Source organism: Pseudoclavibacter sp. AY1F1 (assembly GCF_002931075.1).
Classification (GTDB): Bacteria; Actinomycetota; Actinomycetes; order Actinomycetales; family Microbacteriaceae; genus Pseudoclavibacter.
The window spans coordinates 260,682-286,015 of the sequence record NZ_PSTQ01000003.1 but is presented as its reverse complement, the minus strand read 5'-3'; the positions used below and the strand labels follow the sequence as shown (position 1 = coordinate 286,015).

General features: G+C 66.6%; 26 protein-coding genes. 10 read left to right on the top strand and 16 right to left on the bottom strand.

Going from position 1 to position 25,334, the window contains the following annotated elements:
* Positions 1-49 precede the first annotated feature (49 nt).
* Genes uxaC through C5B85_RS07535 form a run of 6 tightly spaced genes read left to right on the top strand, consistent with a single transcriptional unit; the run spans position 50 to position 8,517 of the window.
* Positions 50-1,414 carry a glucuronate isomerase gene (gene uxaC / locus C5B85_RS07560; protein WP_104285558.1) on the top strand — a complete coding sequence of 455 codons (1,365 nt, stop codon included), beginning with the start codon at positions 50-52 and terminating at the stop codon, positions 1,412-1,414.
* Positions 1,411-2,697 (top strand): mannitol dehydrogenase family protein, encoded by a 1,287-nt coding sequence (locus C5B85_RS07555; RefSeq protein ID WP_104285391.1) that lies wholly within the window; start codon positions 1,411-1,413, stop codon positions 2,695-2,697. Before uxaC ends, C5B85_RS07555 begins: the two co-directional genes overlap by 4 nt.
* A gap of 3 nt (positions 2,698-2,700) precedes the next feature.
* Positions 2,701-4,503, top strand: coding sequence for a beta-glucuronidase (uidA, locus tag C5B85_RS07550; RefSeq protein ID WP_104285390.1), 1,803 nt, complete (start codon positions 2,701-2,703; stop codon positions 4,501-4,503).
* Positions 4,500-5,738, top strand: a complete 1,239-nt coding sequence (gene manD, locus C5B85_RS07545; RefSeq protein WP_104285389.1) for a D-mannonate dehydratase ManD — start codon at positions 4,500-4,502, stop codon at positions 5,736-5,738. The genes uidA and manD overlap by 4 nt, the downstream gene beginning before the upstream one ends.
* A 32-nt stretch (positions 5,739-5,770) precedes the next feature.
* On the top strand, positions 5,771-6,283 hold the full coding sequence (locus C5B85_RS07540) for a gluconokinase (protein WP_104285557.1): 513 nt from the start codon (positions 5,771-5,773) through the stop codon (positions 6,281-6,283).
* Positions 6,280-8,517 (top strand): beta-glucosidase, encoded by a 2,238-nt coding sequence (locus C5B85_RS07535; protein WP_104285388.1) that lies wholly within the window; start codon positions 6,280-6,282, stop codon positions 8,515-8,517. The genes C5B85_RS07540 and C5B85_RS07535 overlap by 4 nt, the downstream gene beginning before the upstream one ends.
* A 53-nt stretch (positions 8,518-8,570) precedes the next feature.
* Here the strand turns inward: C5B85_RS07535 and C5B85_RS07530 are convergent, their stop codons facing one another.
* Positions 8,571-9,173 (bottom strand): TetR/AcrR family transcriptional regulator, encoded by a 603-nt coding sequence (locus C5B85_RS07530; protein ID WP_104285387.1) that lies wholly within the window; start codon positions 9,171-9,173, stop codon positions 8,571-8,573.
* Positions 9,174-9,324: 151 nt separating this feature from the next.
* On the opposite strand from C5B85_RS07530, the gene C5B85_RS07525 reads away from it, so the two are divergent.
* The gene (locus C5B85_RS07525) at positions 9,325-10,038 is read left to right on the top strand and encodes an SDR family oxidoreductase (protein WP_104285386.1); all 714 of its coding nucleotides are present in this window, start codon (positions 9,325-9,327) and stop codon (positions 10,036-10,038) included.
* Here the strand turns inward: C5B85_RS07525 and C5B85_RS19360 are convergent.
* The 4 genes from C5B85_RS19360 to C5B85_RS07505 are packed head-to-tail and all read right to left on the bottom strand — an operon-like array spanning position 10,035 to position 13,145.
* Positions 10,035-10,304, bottom strand: coding sequence for a hypothetical protein (locus tag C5B85_RS19360; RefSeq protein WP_219819369.1), 270 nt, complete (start codon positions 10,302-10,304; stop codon positions 10,035-10,037). The genes C5B85_RS07525 and C5B85_RS19360 overlap by 4 nt on opposite strands.
* 18 nt (positions 10,305-10,322) lie before the next feature.
* Positions 10,323-11,195 (bottom strand): alpha/beta fold hydrolase, encoded by an 873-nt coding sequence (locus C5B85_RS07515; protein ID WP_104285385.1) that lies wholly within the window; start codon positions 11,193-11,195, stop codon positions 10,323-10,325.
* Between the two features lie 53 nt (positions 11,196-11,248).
* Positions 11,249-12,244 (bottom strand): NADP-dependent oxidoreductase, encoded by a 996-nt coding sequence (locus tag C5B85_RS07510; RefSeq protein WP_104285384.1) that lies wholly within the window; start codon positions 12,242-12,244, stop codon positions 11,249-11,251.
* 49 nt (positions 12,245-12,293) lie between these two features.
* Positions 12,294-13,145, bottom strand: a complete 852-nt coding sequence (locus tag C5B85_RS07505; RefSeq protein ID WP_104285383.1) for an alpha/beta fold hydrolase — start codon at positions 13,143-13,145, stop codon at positions 12,294-12,296.
* Positions 13,146-13,228: 83 nt separating this feature from the next.
* Between C5B85_RS07505 and C5B85_RS19700 the strand changes: the two genes are divergently transcribed.
* On the top strand, positions 13,229-13,468 hold the full coding sequence (locus tag C5B85_RS19700) for a helix-turn-helix domain-containing protein (protein ID WP_308471329.1): 240 nt from the start codon (positions 13,229-13,231) through the stop codon (positions 13,466-13,468).
* On the opposite strand, the gene C5B85_RS07495 is transcribed toward C5B85_RS19700, so the two are convergent.
* Both C5B85_RS07495 and C5B85_RS07490 read right to left on the bottom strand, forming a co-directional pair.
* Complete coding sequence (locus C5B85_RS07495; protein WP_104285382.1) at positions 13,444-14,151, bottom strand: SDR family oxidoreductase; 708 nt, start codon at positions 14,149-14,151, stop codon at positions 13,444-13,446. The genes C5B85_RS19700 and C5B85_RS07495 overlap by 25 nt on opposite strands.
* Before the next feature lie 55 nt (positions 14,152-14,206).
* Positions 14,207-15,073, bottom strand: a complete 867-nt coding sequence (locus tag C5B85_RS07490) for an SDR family NAD(P)-dependent oxidoreductase (protein WP_104285381.1) — start codon at positions 15,071-15,073, stop codon at positions 14,207-14,209.
* Positions 15,074-15,122: 49 nt separating this feature from the next.
* On the opposite strand from C5B85_RS07490, the gene C5B85_RS07485 reads away from it, so the two are divergent.
* Positions 15,123-15,698, top strand: a complete 576-nt coding sequence (locus tag C5B85_RS07485; RefSeq protein WP_104285380.1) for a TetR/AcrR family transcriptional regulator — start codon at positions 15,123-15,125, stop codon at positions 15,696-15,698.
* A 33-nt stretch (positions 15,699-15,731) separates the two neighbouring features.
* On the opposite strand, the gene C5B85_RS07480 is transcribed toward C5B85_RS07485, so the two are convergent.
* A complete protein-coding gene (locus tag C5B85_RS07480; RefSeq protein ID WP_258070649.1) occupies positions 15,732-16,961 on the bottom strand; it encodes an MFS transporter in 1,230 nt (409 codons plus the stop codon).
* Between the two features lie 270 nt (positions 16,962-17,231).
* Between C5B85_RS07480 and C5B85_RS07475 the strand changes: the two genes are divergently transcribed.
* Positions 17,232-17,690, top strand: a complete 459-nt coding sequence (locus tag C5B85_RS07475; RefSeq protein ID WP_104285379.1) for a helix-turn-helix domain-containing protein — start codon at positions 17,232-17,234, stop codon at positions 17,688-17,690.
* Positions 17,691-17,708: 18 nt separating this feature from the next.
* On the opposite strand, the gene C5B85_RS07470 is transcribed toward C5B85_RS07475, so the two are convergent.
* The 8 genes from C5B85_RS07470 to C5B85_RS07435 form a co-directional block, all read right to left on the bottom strand.
* Entirely contained in the window at positions 17,709-19,190 is a 1,482-nt protein-coding gene (locus C5B85_RS07470) for an aldehyde dehydrogenase (protein ID WP_104285378.1), read from the bottom strand.
* Complete coding sequence (locus tag C5B85_RS07465) at positions 19,183-19,941, bottom strand: alpha/beta fold hydrolase (RefSeq protein WP_104285377.1); 759 nt, start codon at positions 19,939-19,941, stop codon at positions 19,183-19,185. The genes C5B85_RS07470 and C5B85_RS07465 overlap by 8 nt, the downstream gene beginning before the upstream one ends.
* A 13-nt stretch (positions 19,942-19,954) precedes the next feature.
* Positions 19,955-20,506 (bottom strand): amino acid synthesis family protein, encoded by a 552-nt coding sequence (locus C5B85_RS07460; RefSeq protein WP_104285376.1) that lies wholly within the window; start codon positions 20,504-20,506, stop codon positions 19,955-19,957.
* Entirely contained in the window at positions 20,503-21,159 is a 657-nt protein-coding gene (locus C5B85_RS07455; protein WP_219819368.1) for an amino acid synthesis family protein, read from the bottom strand. The genes C5B85_RS07460 and C5B85_RS07455 overlap by 4 nt, the downstream gene beginning before the upstream one ends.
* Positions 21,156-22,313, bottom strand: coding sequence for a zinc-binding dehydrogenase (locus tag C5B85_RS07450; protein ID WP_181064329.1), 1,158 nt, complete (start codon positions 22,311-22,313; stop codon positions 21,156-21,158). The genes C5B85_RS07455 and C5B85_RS07450 overlap by 4 nt, the downstream gene beginning before the upstream one ends.
* Positions 22,310-23,335, bottom strand: coding sequence for an ABC transporter substrate-binding protein (locus C5B85_RS07445; protein ID WP_104285374.1), 1,026 nt, complete (start codon positions 23,333-23,335; stop codon positions 22,310-22,312). Before C5B85_RS07445 ends, C5B85_RS07450 begins: the two co-directional genes overlap by 4 nt.
* A 99-nt stretch (positions 23,336-23,434) precedes the next feature.
* Entirely contained in the window at positions 23,435-24,280 is an 846-nt protein-coding gene (locus tag C5B85_RS07440; RefSeq protein WP_219819367.1) for an ABC transporter permease, read from the bottom strand.
* Complete coding sequence (locus C5B85_RS07435; protein WP_181064328.1) at positions 24,277-25,017, bottom strand: ABC transporter ATP-binding protein; 741 nt, start codon at positions 25,015-25,017, stop codon at positions 24,277-24,279. Before C5B85_RS07435 ends, C5B85_RS07440 begins: the two co-directional genes overlap by 4 nt.
* Positions 25,018-25,334 lie beyond the last annotated feature (317 nt).

The window sequence follows — 25,334 nt, the reverse complement described above, 5'->3', positions numbered from 1 at the left end:
CACCACCGAACTTCTCGACTCGCAGGTTCAGGACAACGCGCAACGCCTCATGCCGTCGGACGCGCGGACCCGTGGCATCGCAGAGGAGCTCTACGCTTCTGTCGCCGATTCCCCGATCATCTCCCCGCACGGACACGTGTCGGCCGAGCTCTTCCGCCTCGATGTCCCGTTCGAGGATCCAACGGAGCTTCTCGTCACTTCCGACCACTACGTCACGAGGCTCCTCCACGCGAACGGCGTCGACTACGAGGATCTCCATCCGTCTGACGGGTCGCCCGCAGGAAAGCGCGCGTGGCACCTCCTTGCATCTCACTGGCACGAGTTCGCAGGCACAGCATCCGGCTACTGGCTCGACCAGACCTTCCGCGAGGTCTTCGGCATCGAAGAGGAACTCACGGAGGAGAGCGCCGACCGCATCTATTCGGCCATCGACAGTCAGCTCCGCGGTCCCGCCTTCCGCCCGCGAGCATTGTTCGATTCCTTTGGTGTTGAGGTCCTCGCCACCACCAACGACCCGCTGGACGACCTCGACGACCACGCGGTCCTGCGAGACGACGCAACGTTCACCGGTCGTGTGCTCCCCACGTTCCGTCCCGATGCCTACCTCGATCCGAGCGATCCGAGCTTCGTGGAACGAATCGATCAGCTCCACCAGCGCACCGGACGAAAGGACACGTTCGCCGGCTACCTCCTGGCGCTCGAAGATCGCCGAGCACACTTCCTTCAGCACGGCGCCGTGTCAGCTGATCACGGTGTCGGCGAACTGCGGATCCGCGACCTTGGAGCCGAGCGAGCAGCCGAGCTCTACACCAGAGCCAGGAGAGGCCAGCTCACCGCGGCCGAATCGTCGGCGTTCCAAGGGCACATGCTCTTGGAGATGGGCCGGATGAGCGCCAGAGACGGATTGGTCATGACGATCCACCCGGGTGTCCGCCGCAACCACAGCTCCGCGACCTTCCAACGCTATGGCTCGGACACCGGCCACGACATTCCGTTCGCTACGCACTTCACTGACGAGATCAGGCCCCTTCTCGAAGAGGTCGGCCTCACGCCAGGTATGCACATCGTCCTGTTCGCGGTCGACGAAACCGTCTACTCGCGCGAGATAGCACCGCTCGCTGGCTTCTACCCCTCCGTGTTCATCGGCGCTCCATGGTGGTTCCTCGACGCACCGGACGCCGGGCTGCGCTTCCGTGAGGCTGTGACCGAAACCGCCGGCTTCTACCGACACTCCGGATTCATCGACGACACACGGGCCTTCCTCTCCATCCCAACTCGGCATGACATGGCCCGCCGGCTCGATGCCGCCTTCCTCGCTCGTCTCGTCGTCGAGGGTCGAGTTCGACCGACCTCGGCCAAGCGCATCATCAAGGACCTCGTCGAGACACTCCCCCGAAAGGTGTTCAAGCTGTGAGCAAGAACCTGAATCGATCCACGCACGCAGCGCCAGCTGCCCCTCGCGATCGAAGAATCGTGCACCTTGGACTCGGTGCGTTCCATCGCGCACATCAGGCTTGGTACACGAGCCGCGCATCTGACGGAGACCGCTGGGGCATCACGGCCTACACGGGAACCCGGCCTGACGCAGCCACTGCGCTCCAGGCGCAAGACGGGCTCTACACGCTCATCGAACGCAGCGTCGTCTCCGACCGAGCAGAGATCATCGATGTCATCACCGAGGCGGTGGACGGCGCAGACGTCGCGCACCTCGAGCGCACTCTCGCTGATTCGGCCACGGCGCTCGTGACCCTGACCATCACTGAAGCCGGCTACCAGCCGTCCACTGAACCGTTGCGAAGCACGCTCCATCGGCTCGCGCTCGGACTCGAGGCCCGCCGCCTCGCCGACGCGGGCCCGATAGCCCTGGTCAGCTGCGACAACCTCCCCGACAACGGGTCCGTCTTGCGAGCGGCACTCGCGCCTCACCTCGAAGCGATCGGCCGGGAGACGGCGGAGTGGGTCGCGTCGAACGCCAGCTTCGTTTCGACTTCGGTCGACCGGATCACCCCGCGGACGACGGCCGCGGATCTCGAGCTAGCTGAGAGCCTGACGGGACTGCACGATAGTTGCGCGGTGACAACCGAACCCTTCAGCGACTGGATCCTGCAGGGCGAATTCCCGGCGGGGCGACCAGCCTGGGAGACGGCAGGCGCTCGCTTCGTGCAGGATTTGGAGCCATACGAACGGCGGAAGCTGTGGCTCCTGAATGGGGCGCACACGCTCCTGGCTGCAGCCGGACCGCTTCGAGGACACGCGTTTGTGGACGAAGCCTTCGGTGACCCACTCCTTCGCCAGTGGGTTGAGGACTTCTGGGACGCCGCAGCGCGGCACCTGCCTTCGACGCTCAACACCAGCGAGTATCGCCGCGCGCTCACCGATCGATTCGCCAATCTCTCCATCAGGCACGAACTGGCACAGATCGCCACCGGAGTCGAAACGAAGCTGCGCGTACGTGTTGTCCCCGTGCTGAACGCAGAGCTTGCTGCGGGACGCGACGGGGTCTCCGCGGCGCGCCCCATCGCTGCTCACCTACTCGCAACCGAACAGCTCGACGACACGGTGACCGGCATCCACAAGCTGGAACCCAACGCCTCGGAGACCGTCTTGACGAGCGTTTCATCTGCCCTCGACGAGCTCCGAACCGCGCTCGACCGCGGTTCGCTGACACCGTTGACCACACACCACGAGAAGGGTTGAAGCATGCTGAAACCTCAGGCATCACGCTCCAGGGAAACACAATCGCTCAACGGCCTATGGTCGTTTGCGCTCGACAGCGAAGCGGGTGAGGCACCGTGGTCTCGTCGCCTGGCGACATCCCGTCAGGTTCCTGTCCCGTCGAGCTACAACGATGTGTTTGTCGACGCCGAGATTCGAGACCACGTCGGCATCGTCTGGTATCAGCGAAACCTCATCGTCCCGGCCTCCTGGACTAACCGCCGCATTGTGCTCCGTTTCGACGCCGTCACGCACGCGGGCACCGTCTACGTCGGTGACCAGCGTGTGGCACACCATGAGGGTGGCTACACGCCGTTCGAAGTGGATGTTTCCGAGCTGCTCACCCCGGGTGAAGAGGTGCTCGTGACCGTCGCGGTCGACAACCGGCTCTCCACCGCCACGATTCCGCCGGGGGAGGTCAGCGAAGGCCCCGACGGCAAGCAGCACCAGCTCTACCGCCACGATTTCTTCAACTACAGCGGACTCCATCGCTCCGTGCATCTCTACGCCACCCCACGCAGCCACGTCTCCGACATCACGGTCACCACCTCGTTGAACGACGACGGCTCAGCAGCCGTTGCGTACGATGTCGCCGTCGCCGGGGAGGGGAACGTCAGGGTCACCCTTCGCGACGAGGAGCGCCGTGAAGTCGCCGGTGGGATCGCCTCGACCGGGACGCTGCATGTCGAGCGCCCCACTCTGTGGCAACCGGGGGCTGCATACCTCTACGAACTCGTCGTGCGCCTCGAGGCACCTGACGGAGAACACGACGAGTACACGCTGCCCGTCGGTATCCGAACGATCGAGGTGAAAGGCCAGGAGTTCCTCATCAACGGAAAGCCCTTCTACTTCACGGGCTTTGGCAAGCACGAGGATGCGCCCTTCAGGGGGAAGGGACACGACGACGTCCTCCTCGTCCACGACTTCGCGCTCCTCGACTGGATCGGCGCGAACTCCTTCAGAACCGCGCACTACCCGTACGCGGAAGAGGTCCTCGACTACGCGGACAGGCACGGCATCGTCGTCATCGACGAGACCGCAGCAGTCGGGCTGAACATCAACATGGTCGCTGGCCTCACCGGCGGCGAACTGACGCCGACGTTCTCACCGAAGACGATGAACGACACAACGAGAGAAGCCCACGCGCAGGGGATCAGGGAGCTTGTCGCTCGCGACAAGAATCACCCATCGGTAGTTCTCTGGTGCATCGCCAACGAGCCGGCCTCGTCAGAGGCAGGAGCAAGGGACTACTTCGAGCCTCTTGTCGAGCTCACCCGTGAGCTGGACGCGACCAGGCCCGTGACCTTCGCCAACCAGGGGGCCGCACGCTTCGACAACGACCAGATCGTCGATCTCTTCGACGTCATCTGCCTCAACCGATACTTCGGTTGGTACGAGCAGACCGGTGACCTGGCAAGTGCGGAACGAGCCCTCGAGGCGGAACTCACGGGATGGGCCGCAACCCACGATATGCCCATCATCATGGCCGAATACGGCGTGGACACCTACGCGGGGCTCCACCAGGCAGTCGCTTCTCCGTGGAGCGAGGAGTACCAGATCGACTTCCTCGCGATGTACCACCGCGTCTTTGATCGCATCCCGGCCGTCGTCGGAGAGCAGATCTGGAACTTCGCCGACTTCCAAACCAAGAGCGCCATTTTCCGGGTCGACGGAAACAAGAAGGGGGTCTTCACGCGGGACCGGCGGCCGAAGTCCGTCGCACGTGAGCTCCGAAACCGCTGGACCGCCATTCGTGCAGCAGCACGCCGAGAAGGAGAGACCCCATGAGAATCGACCGCGCAGAGGTCATCGTCACGAGCCCGGACCGCAACTTCGTCACCCTGAAGCTGACGACGGATGACGGTCTGACCGGCCTCGGAGACGCCACGCTCAACGGTCGCGAACTCGCCGTCGTGTCCTACCTTCGTGATCATGTCGTACCGCTGCTCATCGGGCGCGACGCTTCAGCAATCGAAGACGCCTGGCAGTTCCTCTACCGCTCGGCGTACTGGCGCCGGGGCCCGGTGACGATGGCGGCGATTGCGGCAGTCGACATGGCGCTCTGGGACATCAAGGGCAAGGCGGCAGGCATGCCCGTCTACCAGTTGCTCGGAGGCGCGTCGCGTACCGGGTTGCTGGCGTACGGGCACGCCTCCGGCCGAACGAACGAAGAGCTGTTCGACAGCATCCGCGCCCACCAAGCCCAGGGGTACAAGGCGATCCGCGTGCAAACCGCGGTTCCCGGCCTGAAATCGATCTACGGCATCGCGTCGAATGCGACGCTCGAGGGCAACACCGGTGTTCGCTACGACCACGAGCCCGCGCAACGGGGCGGCCTGCCGAACGAGGAAGACTGGGACACTCGCTCATATCTGCGCCACTTGCCGAGTGTGTTCGAGGCTGTCCGAAACGAATTCGGTCCCGAGCTGCCGCTCCTCCACGACGGCCATCACCGGATGACGCCGATTCAGGCCGCCAAGCTCGGCAAGTCGCTTGAGCCGTACGACCTCTTCTGGCTCGAAGACTGCACCCCGGCGGAGAACCAGGAGGCGCTGCGTCTGGTGCGGCAACACACGACCACGCCTCTCGCCATCGGGGAGATCTTCAACACCGTCTGGGACTTCAAGGACCTGATCCGCGACCAGCTTATCGACTACGTCCGCGGTGCGGTCACGCACATGGGTGGGATCTCCGCGCTCAAGAAGACACTCGAGTACGCGGCGCAATACCAGATCAAGTCGGGTATGCACGGTCCCACCGACATCTCCCCCGTCGGCATGGCCGCCGCCATGCATCTCGGGCTGTCGATCCACAACTTCGGCATCCAGGAGTACATGAAGCACGGCGCCAAGACGGACGCCGTGTTCCAGCAGTCCTTCACCTGGAACGATGGAATGCTGCACCCCGGCGACAAGCCGGGCCTCGGTGTCGATCTGGAGCTCGATGAGGCAGGCAAGTATCCCTACATCGCCGCCTACCTTCCGTACAATCGTCTCGCTGACGGGACGGTGCACGATTGGTAGAGCATGCCTCCAAAGCCAGGGCAGTCGTGGTTATGGGCGTCTCTGGTTGCGGTAAAACCACGATCGGTTCAGCACTTGCGGCAGCGCTCGGTTCCACCTTCGTCGACGCCGATGCGTTGCACCCGGCCGGCAACCTCGCCAAGATGGCCGAAGGGACACCCCTTACTGATGAGGACCGCTGGCCGTGGCTCGACGCCGTCGGATCTGCGCTCTCGGCCGGCGAAGTTGTTGTCGCCTGTTCTGCGCTGAGGTGGAGCTACCGCGAACGGCTATGTGCCGCGGCTCCGGACGTCTCTTTCGTGCACTTGCACGGGCCGGTTGAACTTCTGCGAGAGCGCATGTCGGCCCGCAGGGACCATTTCATGCCCACTTTGCTCCTCGATTCCCAGCTCGCCACCCTTGAGCCCCTCCTCCGCTCCGAACGTGGAACGGTGGTCAGCCTGGAACCCCCAATAGATGAGATCGTCAGCACAACCCTCGCATTCTTGCGTGGGAACGATGGCAGCACCCCGTTGCCCCAAACACCGATCGGAGCATCACGATGACCCACGCCGAGCACCTGGACGACCTGACCCTCGAAGAGAAGGCGTCCCTGACGAGTGGTGGCAGCTTCTGGTCGACGAAAGCGGTCGAGCGTGCCGAGATCCCAGCGGTCGTCCTGACGGATGGGCCGCACGGGGTGCGCCTGCAGCGGCAGGGTGGCGACCACCTCGGGCTCGCCGACAGCGTCCCAGCCACCTGCTTCCCGCCCGCCGTCGCGCTCGGGGCGAGCTGGGACGCGGACCTGGCTCGTCGCGTCGGAGTGGCGCTCGGAGAGGAGGCCAAGGCGGAGGGCGTCGGCGTGCTGCTCGGGCCGGGCATCAACATCAAGCGCTCCCCGCTGTGCGGCCGCAACTTCGAGTACTTCTCCGAGGACCCGCTCGTGAGCGGCGTCATGGGCTCGGCGCTCGTCGGTGGCCTGCAGAGCCAGGGCGTCGGGTCGTCGCTCAAGCACTTCGCCGCGAACAACCAGGAGACCGACCGGCTGCGGATCAGCGCGGACGTCGACGAGCGCCCGCTCCGCGAGATCTACCTGCGGGCGTTCCAGCGCGTCGTCACCGAGCAGCAGCCGTGGACGATCATGTGCTCGTACAACAAGATCAACGGGGTCTACGCCTCCGAGAACCACTGGCTGCTCACCACGGTGCTCCGCGAGGAGTGGGGGTACGAGGGCCTCGTGGTCTCCGACTGGGGAGCCGTCGATGACCGAGTCAAGGGCGTCGCCGCCGGGCTCGACCTCGAGATGCCGGCGAGCGGCGGACGCACGGATGCCGAACTCGTGGCAGCCGTGCGCGCCGGTGACCTCGACGAGCAGCACGTGACCACGGCAGCCCGCCGCGCCCTGGAGCTCGTCGACAAGATCGTGGCGGGCGCCGACGCATCCGCGAGCTACGACGTCGACGAGCACCACGCACTCGCGCGGGAAGCTGCCGGACGCAGCATCGTGCTGCTGAAGAACGACGGCGACCTGCTGCCACTCGACCCCAGCGCCGACAAAACCATCGCGGTCATCGGCGAGTTCGCGCGCACGCCCCGCTACCAGGGGGCAGGCAGCTCGCTCATCAACCCGACCCGCCTCGACGACGCCCTCACTGAGCTGACCAAGATCGCCGGAGACCGGGTGCGATTCGCGCCAGGCTTCACGCTCGACGGCTCCGGCGACGCTGCATCGATGCGTGCGGATGCAGCCAGCACCGCCGCAGACGCATCCGTCGTCGTACTCTTCCTCGGCCTCCCCGCCCAGGAGGAGTCCGAGGGCTTCGACCGTGAACACATCGACCTGCCGGCCGAGCAGCTCGAGCTGCTCGCCGCGGTGCGGGCGGCGAACGAGAACGTCGTCGTCGTACTCTCGAACGGCGGCATCGTGCGCACCTCGACCTGGCAGCACCTCGCGCCGTCGATCGTCGAGGGCTGGCTGCTCGGCCAGGCCGGCGGTGGCGCGACCGCCGACGTGCTCTTCGGTGTCGTCAACCCGTCCGGGCGCCTCGCGGAGACCATCCCGGTGCGCCTCGAGGACTCGCCGGCTCACCTCGGGTTCCCCGGCGCTTTCGGCCACGTCCGCTACGGCGAGGACATCTTCGTCGGCTACCGCGGCTACGACGCACGGACCACGGAGGTCTCGTTCCCGTTCGGCCACGGCCTGTCGTACACGAGCTTCTCCTACGACAACCTTGTCGTCGAGGCCCGGGATGGCGGTCTGCGCATCCACGTGGATGTCACCAACACGGGCAGCAGGGACGGGCGCGAGGTCGTGCAGGTCTACACAGGACTCCCGGGCTCCGCCGTGCCGCGCGCGATCCGCTCGCTGGCCGCGTTCTCGGTTGTGGAAGTTGCGGCCGGTTCGACGGCAACCGTCACCATCGAGGTCCCGCGTTCCGAGCTCGCCTACTTCCACCCCGTCGCCGGGCAGTGGACAGTCGAAGGCGGCGAGCACCGCGTCGAGGTCGGCGCCTCGAGCCGAGACATCCGCGTCTCCACGCAGGTGGCGGTCGCAGGTGACGATCTCGCGCTGACGCTCGACGAGACCTCGACCATCGCGGAATGGCTGGACGACGAACGTGGTGGGCCACGGCTCCGCTCCGCCCTGCTCGAAGGCGATAGCGGCCTGTCCGGGATGCTGGCCGACGCGGAGATGCTGAAGATGCTCGGCTCGATGCCGCTCGGCCGGGTGGCCGCGTTCCCGGGAAGCCCCCTCGACGAGGCGGCGCTTGGCGAGCTCGTGCGGAGCGCCAAGCGTTAGACGCTGACGGCCCCGAGCCCGGTCCGGTTCGATGCCGCCGGACCGGCGCGGGGTCAGGCGGGCAGGATCGCGGCGACCTGCGTTCGGACCTGCTCGACGATCTCGTCGACCGAGAGCTCGGCGTTGATCGATGCGGCCATGGTGGTGAACATGATGGCGGAGATGACCTGGGCGAGGGTTGTGGCGGTCTCACTCGACGTCGCCGTCTCGCGCTCGATGACGTCGATGACGAGTTCCTGCGTCTGCGCCGTCAGCGTCAGCGCCTCGGCGTGCCGCGGCTCCTGCGGGTCGCCGAAGACCATTTCGCGCAAGTAGGTGCGGCCGTTCTCGACCTGCTTGCGATTGCAGGCCACGACGGGGCGAAGCACGGCGAGCACGCCGTCGAGCGCGCCAGTCGCCTCAGCTGAGGCTGCGCGGCCCTCTTCGAGCGCGGTCTCGTACATCGAGTTCTGCACGAGCAGCAGCAGCTCGCCTTTGGTCTTGGCGTAGAGAAACAGCGTTCCGGTTCCGATGTCGGCCCGATCCGCGATCTCCTGCGTCGTGACGAAATCGACCCCGCGCTGCGCGAAGAGCTCGCCAGCTGCGGCGGTGATGCGCTCGAGCTTGTCGAGCTTGTTCCGTTCGCGGCGACCCAGCGGGCGGGCTTCGGTGGCCATCGGATCTCCTCCGGGAATAGATCTTGAGCAGACTCAGTTATGAGTTTAGTCGCTATCGACTGGGGATCAGCACTCAAGCCGATTCTTCCACGCCACCCCAGGGCCCCGCCGTCCCAACAGACCGGGAGCCCGCGCAACGAAAGACCACACCATGCCTTCACTCAACGGAGCAGTTGTCCTCGTCACCGGCGCGAACGGGGGCATCGGCACGAACTTCGTCCGCGAGGCCCTCGCCCGCGGCGCAGCCAAGGTCTACGCCACGGCCCGCACGCCACGCACCTGGGACGACGAACGGGTCGTCCCCCTCGCCCTCGACGTCACCGACTCCGCGTCCATCGCAGCGGTTGTCGAGGCGGCGCCCGACGTGACCGTGCTCATCAACAACGCCGGGGCCTCAGTCTCGTCCCCGGGCATCCTCTCGCACAGCGACGAGGAGATCCGCGCCAACATTGAGGTCAATTTCCTCGGCCCGCTCTTCCTCGCGCGCGCCTACGCGCCGCTCCTCGCCAAGCAGGACGGAGCTGCCATCATCGACGTGCACTCGGCACTCAGCTGGTACGCGGTCGCTGGCATTTACAGCGCGACGAAGGCGGCCCTTTGGTCGGCGACGAACTCACTGCGCGTGGAGCTCCAGCCAGCGGGCGTGCATGTCGTAGGGGTTCACGTGGCCTACGTCGACACCGCCATGGCAGCAGGCGCCGACGGCCCGAAGCTCGACCCTGCCGTGCTGGTGTCGAAGGTCTACGACGCGACAGAAGCTGGCGAGTACGAGGTGCTTGCCGACGAAACTTCCGTGCAGCTGAGGGCCGGGCTCAGCGCCCCGCTCGAGGCCGTCTACCCGCAGCTCGGCCGCCCGACCAGCTAGCAGCTCGCAGCACGCACGACCGGGGAGGGGCGCCGCCACCAAGCGGCGCCCCTCCCTCCCTGCGACGCGCCTGCAGACTTCGCGCTCGCGCATCCCTGCTCCGTCAGATGGATGCGCAACCCCCAGGTCTGCGCCGGACGGACGGAGTGCGGCCCCTTCCAGTAGTCCATCCCGGCCTGTCGCGGCTGGTCGTTCCGCACCCAGAGGAGGATCGAGGTGCTGAAGTGCTTCTGCACTGCGGTCTCGGAGTTCAATGACTTCGGCACGATGTCTGCGCTCTTCTCTCAGCTGGCCGATGAGCGCGTGAGGAACTCGACGGCCACCGGCGCGAACTGGTGGTGGTACTGGAAGATGCCACCATGGCCCGAGTCGGAGTAGATGACGAGCTCGGAGCCGGAGATGCGCCTGTGGAGGTCGTTGGAGAGCACCGATGGCACCATGCGGTCGTTGTCGCCGTTGGCGATGAGGGTCGGCTGCGTGAGTTTCGAGAGGTCGGAGGGCGCGGAGCGGCCGTAGCGCTGGATCGCCCGCAGCTGCGTCTGGAACGCCTTCAAGCTGATCGACGTGTCGCGGTCGACCGTGCGCTCCGACAACCGGGCGACGAACGCCTTCGCGGCCCGCTTGCCGCGGTCGTCGCGGTTGAAGAAGAGGAACTCCTTGATGTCCGACCGGGTGAAGATGGATCGCACGAGGTCGAGGTAGGTGACACCGACGACCTTGTCCATGTCCTTCCCGCCCCGCGGACCGGTGCCCGTGAGCACGAGCCGGCGCACGAGGTCGGGGTGCTTGACGACGAGGTCCTGCGCGATCATCCCGCCCATGGAGAACGAGAAGACGTCGACCTTGTCGTAGCCGAGCGCGGTGATGAACTCGTACGCGTGGTCGGCCGCTTCCTCGATGGTTCTCGGGACGACGCCCGTTGAGGCACCGACGCCGCGTTGGTCGAAGGTGATGACGTGGCGCTTCTCGGCAATGGGGTCGACGATGCGGGGGTCCCAGTTGTCGAGCGTGGCCGCGAGGTGCAGGAAGAAGATGACGGGGATGTCCTCCTTCGGGCCCAGCTCGCGGTAGGCGTAGCTGATGCCGCCCACGGTGATGCTCTTCGCCGGGGCGAGCGCGTAGGAGGTGACGTCGGGCTCATTGGATGCACTGCTCATGATGTTCTCTCTTGGAACCTGGAGGGAGTGGGTTGGGGTGTGACCGCCGATGGTCAGCGGTTGCTGATGACGGCCTTGCCGCGGATACCGCCACGGCCCAGCGTCTCGAGCGCCTCCACGGTCTGGTCGAACGGGTACACGCGTCCGACTACCGGCCGAATCGTTCCGTCTTCGACGAGCGCGGTGATTTCGCGCAGCTGCTCACCGCTCGCTCGCATGAAGAGGAAGCGGTAGTCGACGCCGAGCCGCTTCGCCTGCTTGCGGACCTTCCCGCTGAGCCCGGTGATCGCGAGACGCAGCAGGGGATTCAGGCCGGCACTCCGCGCGAAGTCAGGGGTGGGCGGCCCTGAGATGCCGACGGCGGTTCCACCGGGCTTCAGAATGCGCAGGGATTTCTCAAGGTTCTCGCCGCCCAGGCTGTCGAGCACGAAGTCGTAGCCGCTGAGCAGCCGCTCGAAGTCGTCGGCTCGGTAGTCGATCGCGTGGTCGGCGCCGAGCCCACGGACGAACTCGGCGTTGGCCGCGCTCGCCGTGGTGGCTACCTCGGCACCGAGGTGCTTGGCGAGCTGGATCGCGATGGACCCGACGCCGCCCGCACCGGCGTGGATGAGGACTTTCTGCCCGCGGTGCACCTGACCGATCTCGACGAGTGCCTGCCACGCGGTGAGGGCGACGAGCGGAAGCGAGCCCGCCTCATCCATGGAGATGGACGAAGGCTTGGGCGCCACATCCGCCTCATCGATGGCGATGCGCTCGGCGAACGTGCCGATGCGGTGGTCGCGGGGACGTGCGTACACCTCGTCTCCCGGGCGGAACCCGCGAACCGCGGCGCCAACCCGGAGCACCGTACCGGCGACGTCGTGCCCGAGGGTGAGCGGCAGCTTGTACGGCAGGATCTGCTTGAACTCGCCGATGCGGATCTTCTCGTCGAGCTGATTGAGGCCGGCTGCCTGCACTTGAACGAGCACGTCGTGGTCGCCCACGATCGGCTCGGCAACCTCTGCCTCGTGCAGAGGTGTCTTGTACTTCGAGAAGACGAGTGCCTTCATGGTTCATGCTCCTAGTGGTCTGGGTGGGGGTCGCGGACGGGTGGTGGGGTCAGCGTCGCAAGAGGGTTCCGGCGGCGGCGATGACTTCGTCGTGGTGTTGGAAGACAACGCCGTGACCGGCTTCGGGGAAGACGGTGAGGGATGCATTCGGGAAGACTTCGGTGAGCACCGCCGCGTTGGCGGGCGGCACCAGAAGGTCGTCGGCTCCGTGCAGCAGGAGGACTGGTCCAGGGAGACTGGAGCGATCGGGCAACGGGAGCTGCCCGAACGCATGGACCGCGGCGAGCTGAGCTCGGAGCACCGCTGGGCCCACGCTGCCGTCCCGGTCGCTTGTGCGCTCCTTGAGTCGCGCGGAGTAGGCCCGCGCTGCGGCGCGACCAGCTGAGCTCCGGGTGAAGAAGAGGCTGGATTTCGGGTCTCGGAAGGCCAGGGCCGCTCGAAGCGAGCCACCCACCATGACCCGTGTCATGTCTACGAGTCCCGGGCCGCCTGCCGGACCGGTGCTGATGAGGATCAGGCGGTCGACGAAGTCCGGTGCCAGGGCGAGGAGCCGCTGCGCGACCATGCCGCCCATGGAGAGGCCGAACAGGTCCACCCGGTTGAGTCCGAGGGCCCGGATGGCCGCGATCGCATCGAGCGCCATCTCGTCGGTCGAAGCGCGCACACGGCCTTCGGATCGGCCGACACCTCGGTACCCGAGCAAGATGACGCGTCGGTCTTCGGCAAGACCATCGACGACGCGAGGGTCCCAGTCATCGAGGTTGGCGCCCAAGTGATTCAGCGCCACAATCGGCATCCCGTGGGCCGGGCCGATCTCTCGGTACACGATGCCGTGTCCGTCGACCATGACCGTCCTGGTGCTCGCCCCCTGTGCGAGGCCTTTGCCTGCGGGGATTGCCATGTTCGTATCCTTCAGTCGCTTTTCCTAACCTACCGAGTAAGCTCAATCATGAGTTCACTCATTTATTTTGTCAAGGAGATGCCGTGGATACGCAGGATCGGCCGGTGGGACGCAGGGGGCGGGCGAAGCAGGACAAGCACGAGCGCATCATGCGAGCAGCGAAGGCGCTCTTCACCCACCACGGCATCAGCGGCGTGACGACGCAGCAGGTCGCGGACGAGGCGGACGTGGCGATCGGCACGCTCTTCCTCTACGCGGCAACGAAGGCGGAGCTGCTCATCATGGTGCAGAACATGAGTCAGGGGCGCGCGAGCTGCGTGTAGAGCGCCTCGATCGGTGCCGCGAGGCCGGCCTTGACCTGGGTACTCAGCTCGTCGGCGACGACCTCGAAGGCATCCGCCTCGACCCCGTCGAAGACGGCGGTGACCAGGTCTTCCGGGCGCATCTTGGCGCCCTGGCTGTGCGCGGCCATCGCCGTGTCGACGTAGCCGACGTGCACACCCGTGACGAGCACGCCGCTCGGCGCGAGCTCGAGCCTGAGGGCGTTCGTGGCCGACCAGAGCGCGGCTTTCGACGCGCTGTACACACCTCCGAAGGCGGCCCAGCTCGCGACGGAGTGCATGTCGATCAGCGTCGCGCCCGTCGCTCGGCGGAGCGTCGGTGCGAAGGCCCGGGCCACGGCGAGGGGCGCGAAGAAGTTGATCTCCATGTTCCGGCGGATGTCGTCCTCGCTGATGTCGAGGAGGCTGGCCGTTGGGGGAAGCCCTCCCGCGTTGTTGATGAGCATCGTGACGTCGCCGGCAGTCTCGACAGCAGCCTCGATTGAGGCAGTGTCGGTGACGTCGAGGGTGAGGGGGACGATTCGCTCATCGCCCCACTCGCGCGGGGTGCGGGCAGACGCATAGACCTTCGCGGCTCCGCGGTTGAGGGCTTCGGCGACGAAGGCGGAGCCGATGCCGCCGTTCGCTCCGGTGATGAGGACAACGGCGTCGGTGAGTGCAGGCATGAGGTGACTTTCTGTGGTGATGCAACGGAGGTTGGAGGTGAAGTGGGAGTGGGACTCAGCTGGTCTTCGGGTAGAGCGGGCGCAGCGCGGAGGCGAGCACCCGGTCGAGCGCCCGGTCGGGGAGGATGCGCGCGAGGCGAGTCAGGATCGCGGCGTCGCGCCCGATCGTGTAGCGGGTCTTGGGCCTGAGAGTCGTGGCCGCCGTCGCGATGATCCTCCCAGCCACTGCTGCGTCGACGCCGTCCTTGAGGAACCCCTCGGACTGCGCGAGGATCGCGCGCATGAGGCCGCCGTAGCGCCGCGCCTGGTCGGGCGTCATGTTGGCGATGAGGGTCTTGGCGGTTGCGCCGCCCCGTCCGACCATCTCGGTGCGAACCGCGCCTGGCTCGACGATGACAACCTTCACACCGTGGGGCGCGAGCTCGCGTCGCAGGGAGTCGCTGACTGCTTCGAGTGCGTACTTCGAACCGGAGTACGCGCCGTAGGTGGGCTGCGCGAGCCGACCGCCGACCGAGCTCATCATGACCACGCGGCCGCGACTGCGGAGAAGCGCCGGCAGGAGCGCTTGTGTGACTTCGATGTGTCCGAAGAAGTTCACATCGAACTGGCGTCGCCATTCCGTCATGGGGAGCGCTTCAACCGGTGCGTTGACCGCGATACCCGCGTTGTTGACGAGGGCACGCAGGGGGCGCCCGTCGGCCTCGACGACGGACGCGAGATCGGTGATCTGCTCGGGGCGCGTGATGTCGAGGAGCACGGGCTGCACGTTCGCGCTCTTCAGAGCACGGCCGTCACTGTCCTTGCGCACGCCGGCCAGGACGAAGTGCCCCTGGGCGGCAAGCGCGCGAGTTGTCGCCGCGCCCATACCGGTGGATGCGCCGGTGACGACGAAGAGGGATGATTTTTCAGGTGACGTTGTCATCTCAGTAGGCTAGCACTCCGGTTGACACTGTCAACTGTAAGATGGATGCATGGTCAGTCGTCAGGAATCCTCCGCCGCCACGCGCCGCTCCCTCCTCGGAGCCGCTCGAGCCCTCCTCAATGAGGGAGGCCCACAGCGGGTCACCCTCCGCGAGGTCGGGGCTAGAGCCGACGTCTCACGCGGGGCCGCCTACCGCCACTTCGCAGACAAGGAGAGCCTGCTCGCCGCCGTCGGCGCCGAGAGCTGGGATCGCATCTCCGAGCAGCTGAGGCGATTTCGCGACGACGAGCATGCGAACCCACGGGCGCGCATCCAGTCGGCCCTGGAAGCACTCCTCACCGTGGGCCGAGACGAGCCCGAGGTGTTCAGGCGAATGTTCACGGTTCCCGCGGCCGATCCGGAACTCTCCATCGAGTCCGCCAGCCGCGCCCAGGCCGAATTCCTCGGAATCGTGGGAGACGCAGTCGGACCCGAACGCGCACACCTGTACGGTGCCCTCCTCCTCACGGGAGCCCACGGCATCGCGAGCATGGACGCCAGCGGCCACCTCTCGCCCCAGATGTGGGAAACGACGCCGGAACAGCTCGTGAGCACCCTCGTGGAGCTAGTTACCCCCGCCGCCTAGACGGAGAGAGCAGGGACACAACGCTCTGGCTCGCTACAGGCTTCCTCTCCTACCGGCCACTGCGACCAGCACGCCGACTGCGACGCACATCCCACCGAGCACGACCGCAGCGACCAGCACCGCATCGGCCAGCGACCCACCGGTGGCAATAGCGCCGACTCCGATCGCGGTTCCTGCCTGGAGGGCGTACGCGATGACATACAGCAGCGACAGACTCGCGCCCCGATGCTGCGCGGGAGCGAGCCGATTGATGAGCCCCAGCCCACCCGTGAACGCCAGCGCGTAGGCGACGCCGCCGACGAGACACCACCCGAAGAACAGCGGGAGAGATCCGAACACGCTGGCCGCGGCCATCAGTACAAGGCTGAGGAGCGTGACGAGCGCTCCGGCCAAGACCGAAGCGTGTGCCGAGATCCGAGAGAGCAGCAGCCCGGTGACCCCGATCGTCGCCGAAGAACAGGCCAGGATGACACCGATCAGCGCACTGTTCTCCGTGTCAGCGAATTCCCGGATCATGTGCGCGCCGAGGGAGAGGAAGATCGCCCCGACGCAGTACGCGAGCGCAACCGACAGGGTCGAGGCCGTGAACCCGAGCCGGATGCCCGCCGGCACCCTTGGCCGCTGGGGGCGCCAGCGGCGGCGTTCCGTCGGCCGGTCGTCCGGCGAGAGCGCGAGCAGCCAGATATTCATCGCCGCCAGCCCCAGCAGCACGACATAGCTCCAGACGAGCGGCATGGCGATGAACTCGGCGAAGAGTCCACTGAGCGCCAGCGCGGCGGTCAGGCCTATGGCGGTGGACACGGTTGCCGCGGAACTCGCGAAGCGCGGGCTCGCACTCGTGTTGTTCTCGACGAGCGAGGCGGTCGCGGCGCCCATGGCGAGGCCCGCGCCCACACCCTGCAGCACCCTCCCCGCGAAGAGGAACCCCACGTTCGGAGCGACAGCGAAGACGAGGGCGGACACCCCGACGAGCGCGACGCCCCCGATCATCACGAGGCGCCTGCCGAAGAGGTCGGAGAGGTTGCCGAAGAGCGGGAGCGTGATCACGAGTGCAACCTGGTAGGTCGCGAAGACGCTCGTCACGACGACCGGCGAGAGGTCCCACTGCTCCGCGTAGAGCGGGTAGAGGACGCTCGGCGCCCCGGACGACCAGAGCGCGAGGGCGAGCACGAACGCTGCCGCCCAGAAGGCTCGGCGCGCGCCCGCCTTCGACGGCGCGAGACCAGAGGGCGCCGCAGCGGGGTGCGAGGCCAGGTCAGGCAACGGGGACAGCCCGTGCGTGGAGGAATGCGGAAGCGCCACCCTGCGAGACGCTGAGCCTGGCCCGGCGGGCGAGTGTGATGTGGCACATGCAGGGCCTCCTCGAATGCGGCGTCGAAATTTGCCGCCTGGCATGACCCTAGGAAGCTGACTCTGTTTTAGCAACTCAGAGGGTCGATCTCGGTCACACACGGCGGCTCTGCCCGACTCCAGTGCACATCCGGGGCCGGGCCCACCTGGCTCCGAAAAAGGGAGTCAGGTTAGAGTCGCAGCATGCCCCGCCAGTCGCCAGCACTCACAGAGGCTCTGAACGGCTCGTGCGCCATCGCCCGCTGCCTCGGCGTCCTCGATGACCCGTGGAGCTTCCTCCTCGTCCGGGAGGCGCTGCTCGGTCGAAGAACCTTCGCGGAGTACCGTGACAGCCTCGGCATCGCCAGCGACGTGCTCAGCGCCAGGCTCGCGAAGCTCGTGGACGCCGAGGTGATGACCAAGACCTCGTACCAACAACCGGGGCAACGCACGCGCGAGGCCTACGACCTCACGCCGGCCGGCCGCGAACTGAGCGCAGTGCTCATCGCGATGAAGCAATGGGCCGAGACTCACCTCCCCAGAGAAACGCCGCCGAAGGTGGATGCGCGCGGCCGCGAAGGCCAGACGCCCATCACCTCGCACCTCGTGGATGCACACGGCAACACCGTGCGGTCCGACGAGGTCTCGTTCGTGCGACGCTGAGCTTCCACCGAGCTCGGTTCAGCCGCGCATCACGAACGGGTCCCCCACCGGCTCCTCGTTCGTGTTGACCCACACGCTCTTCAGGCGCGTGTACTCATGCATCGACTCGATCCCGTGCTCGATTCCCACGCCAGAGTTCTTGAACCCCTGCCGCGGCGACATCGGTGACATCGCACGGTAGGTGTTGATCCAGATCGTGCCAGCGTCCAACCGCCGCGACATCCGATGCGCGCAGGCAAGATTCTGCGTCCAGACGCCAGCAGCCAAGCCGAACTCCGTGTCGTTGGCCAGGCGCACCACCTCGTCCTCGTCGTCGAACGGCATGATCGCCGCGACGGGCCCGAAAATCTCCTCACGCACGACGCGCATCTGGTTCGTCACGTCGGTGAGCACGGTCGGTTCGAAGAAGTACCCGGGCAGCGCAACGTCCGGGCTGCCGCCGCCAGAATGAACCCGTGCGCCCTCATCCACGCCGATCCCGACGTACGATCGCACCTTCTCGAGCTGGGCCTCGAAAGCCAACGGGCCGAGCTCGGTCGCGGCATCCATCGGGTCGCCGATGACGATCGACTTCGCCCTCGCAGAGACACGCTCGAGCAGCTCGTCATACACCGAACGGTGCGCGAAGACACGACTGCCGGCGATGCACGTCTGCCCTGCCGCCGCGAAGATCCCCGCGATGACCCCCATCGCCGCGTTGCCGACGTCAGCGTCACCGAACACGATATTCGGGCTCTTTCCGCCGAGTTCGAGCGTGCAGCCGATGAACCGGGCGGCCGCGCTCGAAGCAATGGCCGAGCCGGTGCGCGTCGAGCCGGTGAAGGAGATCTTCGCGATGCCCGGATGCTCGACCAACGCAGCACCGGCCTCGTTCCCGAGTCCGGTCACGACGTTGACGACCCCGTCCGGGAAACCGGCTTGGGCGGCGAGCTCAGCGAAGCGCAGCACCGTTCGCGAGGTGTACTCACTGGGCTTGATGACCACGGTGTTGCCCGCAGCGAGGGCCGGCGCGATCTTCGACGTCGTCAACGTCAGCGGCGAGTTCCACGGGGTGATCGCGGCCACCACGCCGAGAGGTTCATGCTGCGTGTAGTTCAGGATGCGCAGGTCGTTCGTGGGGATCTGCGAGCCCTGGATCTTGTCCGCGAGTCCCCCGTAGTAGTAGAGGTACTCGGGGAGCGACGCGAGCTGGCCGCGCATCTCTCTCAGGAGCTTGCCGTTGTCGAGGCTCTCGAGCGTCGCGAGCTCCTCGGCGTGCTCACCGACGAGGTCACCGAGTCTGCGCAGGAGACGCCCGCGCTGCGTGGCAGTGAGCCCGCGCCAGGTAGGGGCGTCGAACGCTCGCGCTGCGGACGCGACGGCGACCTCGACGTCAGCTCCGTCGCCGCGCGCCGCCTCGTACAACGTCTCCAGCGTGGCCGGGTTGGTGCTGGCGAAGTACGCACCGCCCGCCGGGTCGCGCCAGGTTCCGTCGATGAAGTGCCCGAATCGTTCAGTCACTGGATGCTCCTTCTGCGTCGTTGATGAGGTGGTCGATCTCTTGGGCGAGCTGCCGAGGGGCCTGCACGGGAAGCATGTGGCGCACACCTGGAAGGACTCGAGACTCGGCGCCCGGGATGCGCGCGGCAAGTCGCTCGGTCATCTCCGGGGTCGACCCCGGGTCGAGCTCGCCGGTGATCGCCAGCGTGCGTTGCCGGATGCCCGAGAGGAACGGCGCGATCGCAGGGTCGCCCATGGCGAAGACCTCGTAGGCGCGGACGAACGACTCGACGTCGTTCGATTCGAGCGTGCGCTTGGTCTCGGCGACAAGCTGCGCGCTCACGGTCGTGCCCGCATACCAGCGCTTGATCGAGCGTTCGACGGTCGCCGTGAAGTCGTTCTGCGCCGTCGCCAGGCGCCCGAGTACGGCCGCGGACTCCGCATCCGTTCGCTCGCAGACCGAGCTCACGCAGCCGAGCGTGCGCACCCGGTGCGGTGCGGCGACGGCGAGCTGCTGGGCGATGAGTGCCCCCAACGAGAAGCCGACGAGGTGGCATTCACCGTCAGGCAACCGCGCCTCGACATCCCCGGCGAGCTCGCCGAGTGACGTCCGGGACCTCAGCGGTGGCCTCGACCCGTGGCCTGGAAGGTCGAGGGCGACCACCCGATACCCCATCTCTTCGAGCATGGTCGAGGTCTCACCCCACATGAGTCGGTCGAGGCCGACTCCGTGCAGCAGCACGATCGGGGCCGCGAGAGCGCGATCCAGCATCCGCCGACAACCGCTACTGCTCGGACGCGAGCGGCGCGAGGCGCTGCTGAGGGCGCCCCTGCGTTGCTCCCGCGAGCGCGATCAGGATCTCGTCGGCGTGCGGCGCATCCGCGACCCGCACCTCGAACGACTGGTGGTGTGACCTGATGGTGGCGTCCGTGAAGTGCTTGAGGGGGATGTCGAAGGCGACGCCCGCCGGGCCACGCTTCTCCACGGCGGGCAGCAAGGTGCTGGCGTTCGCCGCCCGACGGAAATGGTCGCCGAACTTCAGCGTGTGGATGAGCGCGGACCCGTGCTCGATCTCCCCGCGCAGCCCCACGATGGCAGCTTTCCCGTAGGCCTGGAGCGGCGCCCCGAGGGCCTCCATGACACGAGGCGCCAGCAGGGCACCGACTTCGGACGCAGTCGAATCGATCCCAGAGCTGAGGTCCTCCACGAAGCCCTGCCCAGCCCATGGGTTCTCGATGATGGCGGCCACGACCGCGATGCGGGCGACGGGTTCGACCGGGCGTCCACCCTCGGTCAGCGTCTCGTCGACGATGGTGATGATCTTGCGAACGTTCATGAGGCGATGCCTTTCAGGATCTCGGAGGACACGGGCAGGTCAGTGCGCCTGTCTCCGATTCTTGGGTGGGGGCGGGAACCCGACGATGCAGCTGCGATGACCGCGATCTCGTCGGCGTGGGGGGCGTCCGCCAGGTGCACGTCGAGCGTCTGGTAGTGGCTCCGAGTTGCCGCGTGTGTCTTGTGCCACAGCGGTACCCGGATGTCCCCGCTCGCGTCGGCTCGTGCATCCGCGAAGCAGATGATCGAGGTTCCTTCGAGGAACTCGCGAACCAGATTGCCGAAATACGGGGTGTGGATGAGCGCGCCCGCGTGTTCGATCTCACCCGCGACGCCGACAACCGCGGCCTTGCCGAAAGCTTCGATTCCGTCGGCACCGCCGAGCACCGACAGGAGCCGGTCTGTCAGCAGCTTCGCCACGACGGGAGCGAGTCGCTCCGTGTGCGCGTTCAGATCGTGGAGCGGAGCCTCGTCGGTCCACGGATTGCGGATGACGGCGACGGCGCTCGCCCGACGGATGGGGGCGGGCGCGTCGACGCCGCCGTCGGAGACGAGGTCTTCGTGTGCGGTGAGGATGCGTCGAACACCGAGCGAGACAGCGAGTTCCGTCAGCGCGACGGTCGGCGACTCGGCACCCGTCAGCAGGGCGCTCAAGCGGCCACCTCCACCGCAAACGCCGACCCTCGATCGCGCTGAGGCAGGATCACGGCCTTCGTGTCACGCATCGTCCTCATGTTCTCCATCGCCTCATTCATCTGCGACAGTCCGTAGCGATTCGACACGATCGCCGAGAAATCGAAGTGCTCCGCCTGCTGCGCGAGGAAGAGCAGCGCCTCGCGGTAGTGCGTGATGTCGCCCGAGAACGCACCTCGAACATCGAGGTTCTTCATGGTGATGCGGCCAGGCGGCACGGGCGTGTCCCAGCCAGCGACCTGCCCCATGAGCACGTACCGTGCGCCCTTGCCCGCGAGCTGCAAGCCTTCAGCGAAGGCCGTTCTCCCGCCGGACATCTCCAGCATCTTCGTGGGACGACGGCCATCCGTTGCGACCAGTACCGCCGCCTCCCTCGCTTCCGGAGTCGTGTGCTCCTCGACGGAGACCGTGGCGGTCGCCCCGTAGGAGGTGGCCAGCGCGAGTCGGTCTGCCGGCCCGCCCACGACGACGAGCTCCCGATACGAGCCGAGCGAGAGCATCGCAGTGGCGAACAGTCCGATGGGGCCGCTGCCCTGCACAAGCACCGTGTCGCTCGGCTTGGTGCGCCCGAGCGTCTCGACCGCGTTGGCGGCAGAGCGCACGGCGCAGGCGGCGACACTCGCGAGCTCGTCGCTCACCGCATCCGGCACTCGGACCCGCCCGGCGCGGGGCAGGACGACGGAGTGCTCCGCGAATCCTCCAGCGCCGTACGGCACCTGCTCGCAGTTCAGGTAGCCGTACATCTGCGGTCGCGAGCACAGCGCCGAGTCTCGCGCAGACGCGCAGCCCTCGCACGCACCGCAGGGGGCGTGCGACCAGATCACGCGATCACCCGTCGCCAGCGGTTCACCGAACGAGTCGAGCTCAGCACCCTCACCGAAGGCGAGGATGCGCCCGACCATCTCGTGCCCCGGGACCGACGGCAGCGCGGCGGGAATGGTCAGGTGTCCGAGCCAGCCGTGCACGTCGGTGCCGCAGACCGAGCACGCGAGCACCTCCACGAGCAGCGACCCAGGAGCGAGCCGCTCCGGCAGGGGCACCTGTTCGATCGTCAGTGGCTCACCGTGCGCTCGGACGACAGCCGCCCTGGTGCTGGTGGGGAGACCGCCCGTCACGACGTCGCCTCGACGTACTCGTTCGTGAAGGTCTCGGTCGGACGCAGATCGGACAGCCCTTGCGAAGACTCGAGCAGACGGACGTTCGCCTCGTAGCCGCCCTCCGGCATCTTGCCGTCGGTCGTGAAGATGCCGAGGCTCTGCTCGAGCACCTCGGTGTAGGCGGCCGGGTCCTCTCCGATGAGGTTCGCCGGCATGACCTCGGTGATCTCGGCCGCCGTGTGCTCCTGCATCCACTCGAGTGCACGCACTGTGGCCTGAGCGATGCCAGCTGCCGCGTCAGGGTTCGCCTCGAGCCACTCGTTCTTCGTGTAGAGCGTCTCTGCCGCGTAGCCACCGTCGCCGAAGAGCGCCGTGGCGCCGTCGACCGTGCGTGTGTCGATGAGGATCCCCGTGCCGCTGTTGCGGGCTTCGAACTGCGAGAACGCCGGCTCGAACATCCACCCAGCCACGACCTGGCCGCCTTCCATAGCAGCAACCGCGCTCGCGCCGGTTCCAGTCGTGACGAGGCTCACGTCCTGGATGTCCAGACCGTCGCCCTGCAAGGCCTCAGCGAAGTACGCCTCCTCCGCGGATCCGGGAGCCGCGATGCCGACCGGCTGACCGGCAAGGTCGCCGATCGTCGTCACCTCGGCCGCACTGCTCGGGGGAACCGCGAGCACGGCGCCTGGGCTCCGGGACAGGACGATGAACGAGGTGTAGTCCTGGCCTTTCGACTGCATCCGCAGCGTGTGGTCGTAGAAGCTCGCCGCGACCTGCGCGGAACCCGAGGCGACCGCCTCGAGGGCTTTCGTTCCCGACTGCAGGTCGGTCAGTTCGACCTCAACACCGGCTTCCTCGAAGTACCCGAGTTCGTCGGCAAGGACAAGGGGGATGTTGTGCAGGTTCGTGAGCCCCGCAACGGCGATCGTCGTCGGACCGTCGCTCGAACCCGCGCCCTGGGCGTCCGCACAACCGGCGAGGCCGAGACCGAGTCCGATGATGGATGCGCCTGCGAGCAGGCGGGTGATTCGTTGCTGCATGATGTCGCTCCTGGAGATTCGAGGGAAAGGAGTTGCGCTGAAAGGAGTTGCGCTGAAAGAAGGGGATGTGGTGAGGACTTGGCCAGGGGGAAAGCCGAGTCAGTGGGTGCCGGCTGCACGCCAGCGCAGGAGGTGCTTCTCGGCGCGAGTGATGAAGAACTCGATGACGAGCACGAAGACCATGAGCGTGATCATTCCCGCGAAGACGCTGGTGGTGTCGAAGGTGCCCTGCGCCTGCGCGATCACGTAGCCGATACCGCGGAAGGCGCCGAGGTACTCACCGATCACGGCCCCGATGATCGCGAAGCCGACGCTCGTGTGCAGGCTCGAGAAGATCCAGCTGAGCGCGCTCGGGATGTAGACGGTCTTCAAGAGCTGCGCCTCGGATGCGCCGAGCATCCTCGAGTTGTTCGTCAGCACTCGCGGGACGCTGCGGATGCCCTCGAGCGTGTTGAAGAACACGACGAAGAACACGAGCGTGAAGCCGAGCGCGACCTTCGACCAGATGCCGATGCCGAACCACAGGAGGAAGATCGGCGCGAGGACCAGCCTCGGCATGGCGTTGAACATCTTGATGAACGGGTCGAACAGGTCCGCGAGGAACTGCACGCGACCGAACAGGACGCCCAACAGGAGGCCGCCACCGACGCCGATGACAAACGCCAGAAGCGTGGCCTGTGTCGTAGCGAGGAGGTGAGGATAGATGAAGCCGGAAGTGAACCACTCGACGATGCGAGCGAAGACTGCCGTCGGCTCGCTGAAGAAGAACGGATCGAGTGCCCCGGTCGTCGCCCCGAGCTGCCACAGCGCGATGAATGCGACACCGAGCGCAACCTGGTAGCCGAGCATCCGCAGCTTCCGGTTGCGATTCGCGCTCGCGAGCTTCCGCCCCTGCGTGGCCTCGCTTGCCTGCACGGTGGCCCTCGCCGCGACTGCCGCGCTCACGCTGCCACCTCCGACTCGACGTTGAGCTGGTAGGTCTTCATGACTTCTTCCTTGAGGCAGTCCCACACCTCGCTGTAGATGCGTTGGAACACGGGGTCGCGCTTGATTTCGAGGAGGTCCCTCGGACGTGCGATGGGAACCTCGAACCGCCCGACGATGGTGCTCGCGGGTCCGGCGCTGAGGACGATGATCTCGTCGGACAGCGAGACCGCCTCGTCGAGGTCGTGCGTGACGAAGAGTGTCGCTGCTCCGCTCGCGCCCCAGATGTTGAGGAGCTCGCCCTCCATCACGAGTCGTGTCTGCACGTCGAGCGCGGAAAACGGCTCGTCCATCAGAATGAGGCTGGGGTTCGTGATCCACATCTGTGCCATGGCAACGCGACGGCGCTGTCCGCCGCTCAACTGCGCCGGGTATCGCCCCTCGAAGCCCTTCAACCCCACCCGCTGGAGCCAGTCCGCTGCCACCTTCCGGGATTCGGCTGCACGCTCGCCCCGGTAGTCGAGCGCGAGCGCCACGTTGTCGATCGCCGTCCTCCACGGCAGGAGCGCGTCCTGCTGGAAGAGATAGCCGGCGTCCCTGTTGAGCCCCTTGAGGGCGTGCCCCTGCGCTGTGACCGTGCCCTCCGTTGGCGTCAGCAGGCCAGCCGACATGTTCAGGATGGTCGACTTGCCGCACCCGGTCGGGCCCACCACCGAGGTGAATCGGCCGGGTTGAGCTGTGAGGGAGATATCCCTCACCGCTGTGTACGCGCCTGAGCCCTGATCAGGGAACGTGATCGCGCATTCAGCCAGTTCCACAATCGGCTCTGGTCGTCGCTCGCTTGCTTCTCGTATGGTCACCGCTGTCCAATCGTCGAGGCCTTCTCGAACACGCCACTACGGACATCAGCCGCTGTTGCATGCATGGTGTGGTCGACGCTAATCACCCATCCCAGGTGGTGTCAACACCCTTCTCCCCTGGAAACACAGTCTTCACACGCGGAAAGCTCCGAGAAACAGGAATCTCAGACAACGATCTGTGGCATACATCGGTGTATGGTGATGTACAAGTAAGC